Source organism: Gilliamella sp. wkB292 (assembly GCF_001690235.1).
GTDB lineage: Bacteria > Pseudomonadota > Gammaproteobacteria > Enterobacterales > Orbaceae > Gilliamella > Gilliamella apicola_F.
On the sequence record NZ_LZGO01000070.1, the window covers coordinates 1 to 4,249 of the forward strand.

3 protein-coding genes and 1 pseudogene are annotated in these 4,249 nt (G+C 27.7%); all 4 read right to left on the reverse strand.

The annotated features are described in order from the left end of the window. Positions 1–610 (reverse strand): annotated as a pseudogene (locus A9G09_RS09410) (glycosyl transferase family 1); the annotation flags it as partial. 22 nt (positions 611–632) lie between these two features. Continuing rightward, entirely contained in the window at positions 633–1,721 is a 1,089-nt protein-coding gene (locus A9G09_RS09415; protein ID WP_065634579.1) for a Stealth CR1 domain-containing protein, read from the reverse strand. A gap of 11 nt (positions 1,722–1,732) precedes the next feature. Further along, positions 1,733–2,959 (reverse strand): acyltransferase, encoded by a 1,227-nt coding sequence (locus A9G09_RS09420; protein ID WP_065634580.1) that lies wholly within the window; start codon positions 2,957–2,959, stop codon positions 1,733–1,735. Positions 2,960–2,983: 24 nt separating this feature from the next. Further along, positions 2,984–4,165: a capsule biosynthesis protein gene (locus tag A9G09_RS09425; RefSeq protein ID WP_218056884.1), complete on the reverse strand. Its 1,182-nt coding sequence runs from the start codon at positions 4,163–4,165 to the stop codon at positions 2,984–2,986. Between the last annotated feature and the right edge of the window lie 84 nt (positions 4,166–4,249).

Genomic DNA, 4,249 nt, shown 5'->3' on the forward strand with positions numbered 1-4,249 from the left:
CTCTAATAAGTATATCAGCGCCTTTGACTAAATCTAATCTTCCTATATATACAATATATTTATAATTATCCCTAATATAAAACTTTCTTTTTAATAAAAATAATTGTTTTTTAAATGAATAAGTCGCATTACAAATAAAATTCTCTACAGTAAACACTTCTCCAGAATAATCATCAGGAATTTCTTGTTTTTGCCATTTTGCCACAGTAAATAATTTATCTGCAAAATAATACAACGGATGAAATCTTACATGCATTGTTACACAAATATTAAATGTTAGCTCGAATTTTTCTTTTATAAGCTTTCCAAGCAAACATCCATAAGGCAAATGAGCATGAAATATATCAACAAGAGAAATTTGGTAAATGAATAGTTCATTTTTCATTAAATTTTTCATTTGATTATCTGGATGTGTTTCATTTTGTTCAACCCAAAATATATTTATAGCAGGCAGAAATTTTCTCAGAATATCTTTATCTTTAAATGCTTTATTACGTCTAAGTATAACGGTAACATTATCGCCTCTAGCTGCTTGTTCATTAGCAATACATGCCGCGATTGATTCTGAACCAGCCCACCCGCCGTGGGTTATTACATGAAGTATATTCATAAAATTAAAATCCAAACTAGTTTTAAGTATAAAATTTTTCTAGAAAAATCATTAAATTATCTTTATATTGTAATGACGAGTCTTTTTTTGATTGAAAGTCATTTGCACAAAATGAATGAGGTAATAACTGCTTTTCCTTTTTAAAATTTAAGAAATTATAATTTGTATTGGCAAAAGCAGAACGAATATTAAAATAATAGCAGATATCCCTCGCTAGCATGGATTGCCGTTCAAAATACATAATCCATGGAACTAAAAATGTAGCTAAATTAAGATCATTATCATCTCTAAATCGATTACTAATAAAAGAGTTAATTTCAATATTAAAATGTGACCATGCAAAAGAAAAATAAGCTTTTTTTAAAGGGATATATGTATGAACTAAAGGAACATCAATATTTCTTTTATACTGTTTGAATAATAATTTTCTTGAATTCAAACATGCTGATAGAGTTGGAGTTGTTATACCTTTTTGTAACATTTCATCTAAACTTCTTCTATTTAAGAAGAGTGAAGATATATTATTTCCAGACAAAAAGTGAGATTTTGGTAAGTATCTTGCGATAAATACATCATCATTGAAGTAAATAAAATTTTCTGACAGATCAGGAACATTATGTAAATGGGCCTCAATAACATGAGAATTGAAAGTAGGAAGATATTTTTTATCAATAATTTGACTATGATTTATAATCTTAACTTTGCTAGAAAGATCAAATCTAGGAATTTGATTATCAGTAATTAAAAAGATAGTTCGAACCCAAGGCATATTTAGTTCAATACTTTTAATTACATAAAATAATTCTCCATGATCCTCAAATCTGGCATTGTCTATAGAAATAGGGTTAATATTACTAGCTTTTTGGTTTTTATAGTATTCAAATTTTATTATCCAATCAGGATCACAATTATTTACCCATGTAATAACAACATCAACAGATTCATTTGTTTTATTCTCGGTAATATCATATAGCCTTAAATCATTTTGAATTAAGATATTTTCATCTAACAAATTATGGCCTTGTTCATCTAAAGACAAGGGATATTTTTTTATAAAATAATCTCTAAAAAATATTCCTGGATTTTTTAAAAATTTACTCAGTTTACTCATATAACCGCATATTATTTAAGTTTTTTAGTTATTTTTTCGAAATAAACAGTTTCTTGAATAAGATTCAATTTCAAAGAAACCATTTCATCTTCATAAATTGATTCTTTAAAATTTTCACACTTTAGATCGCTATAATATTCCAATTCATTGAAAGTTGATTTAATCACTAATTTATATACGCCATCACAAATATCATCAATTAACAGCCCTTGATGTTTAAAGGTGGAGATACCAGCTTTATCATAGCTAATATAATCACCATTAAATAACTTTCGACTGATACTTGGGTCTGAAAATTTTGCCAATTTTTTGGAATAACATACATTTTCATTAATAAATAATAAGTAATTATTTATATGAGGGTTGAACTCTGGACAAGGCACACCAATAATAGCTGCAATTCCTTTTAAATAAATCCTATTTTTTTTGAGATTAATTTCATATAAATCAATATAATGACGATGTTTTTTCTTATAAAGAAGTTTTTCTGGAGGCGTCAATTTGTATGTATTATGAAATACACCTTGACCTACATATATAGGTCTATTCTCATTTGTTTCATTCCAATATTCTTTCTGAGGGGTGATTTGATTTTCATGAGTCCTAATCCAAGGTTCATAAAGCATTACATGAGGCCTCTCCCAAGCAACATTCTTCTTAGTCACTTTAGCAGGCGTACCTACAATTATACAATTATTTGGATATTTGCCTTTAACTATACTAGCAAAACCTACTATTGAACCTTCTCCAATTTTACTTCCTGAAAGTACTACTGAGTTATAAGCAAACCAAACATGCTCACCAATAATAATATCAGTAGACTTGTTTACTCTTTCTCCAGTATTAACATCATAAATCGCATGGGCATCATCAGAACGAATTTGATTTCCTGTAGAGAACATACAATCATCACCAATAATGATTTTTGTTTTTTCTGCTGATGTAATGTATATTTTACTAGTGGAAGTCACATGATTACCAATATTAATATAACAATGATATCCAGCCCTTATTTGCCCTGATAAATTTCCATCCCCTCCAATAAGAATAACGGCATTATGTGATGGAAAATCAAAATTAATATCATGAATTTTACTTGTATCTGAGATAATTAATTTATTGTTATTACCGACAAAATTTACAGTTACATTATTCAACGTTTTTGGTGCAACAACTAGATTCCCTTTATTGTCTGAATAATTACCATCTACATTGATATTTGTTACTATATATCTCATTTGAATATTCTCTTTTAATTAAAATTATTTAGCATTTAACTTAAAGTCAGAGTAATAAATGGAACCTTTAATCTGAGATTTGTTATATAAATAGCTTCGATATCGTTCAAACAGTTCAGGATCAGGTTTTTGTCCTTCTTTCCAGAAACGATCAAGTCCGTCCTGAAAAGTTAATCCATTTATATCATAATGAGCATTACCTAAAGTTATTACAGGTAGTCCATGAATAAGCGCTGAAAGTCCACATGTACTATTAACAGTAACTAATCCAATCGTTTTTCTAAGTAAAATTGGCATAGGAACACCATGAACATATATAACTCTTTTATCTACACCATAACGGCTAGCTAATTTTTTTATTAAACGATTATAATTATTAAAGCCTTCATCCATAGGGTGATGTTTGATTAATAGATAGCTTTTATCATCTGCATACATAGAAAAAGATCGAATAACTCTAAAAATATATGACTTCATCGAATGATAGTGGCTATGAACTTGTATTTGAAAATCTTGATTGCATTGCAAAGGAAAAACAAAAAAAGGTTTATATTCATTATTTATTACATTTTTTATTAATTTAGGTTGTATTAGTTTTGCCTTAAATTTTCGTAAAAGCGCTAATCCCCAACGAGATGCATAAAAAGATAATGATGTTTTTCTATGATGTATGTAATTTGGATAATTATGTTTCTTCAACAACATAAAAATATAATAAATAGAGCTATAATAGACCATAGAGTAAAAATGAGATTTACTTTTATTTTCATCAATCGTTGTAACATTGATGTTCTTATAAAAATCTTGGTTTTTAGGAATAAGAGAAAAGCCATTTACTCCATTTTTTTCAAACGTTATATAATGAGGTCTGAGATATCCCTCTTCAAAAGCCCAAAAAGATAAATTTGGATTAGAGTCAACTATTGACTTAGCAATTTTATGATAAGCGCGGCAATCACCAAAAACGATAATGGCATTAATTTGATGCTGTTTTATATAATTATCTAAAAAATGAGGAAATTTCTCAATTGATTCATAAAATGGAGTACTATTAATTGGATAGAAATGTTCATCTCCTCCATTGAAATTAATTTTATAAACATTACATCCAGATTTTTGTAACCATAATGATACCTTTTTAAAAAAAGGACCAACGGGGCCTTGCAGCAATAATATATTTCTTTGAGTTGCGGCTAATTCATACAAATAATGACTCATTACAATCTTTATAACATATTATATATAAGGAAATTACTGTTCAAAATTAGATGATTAAGTTCCCATTAAGAA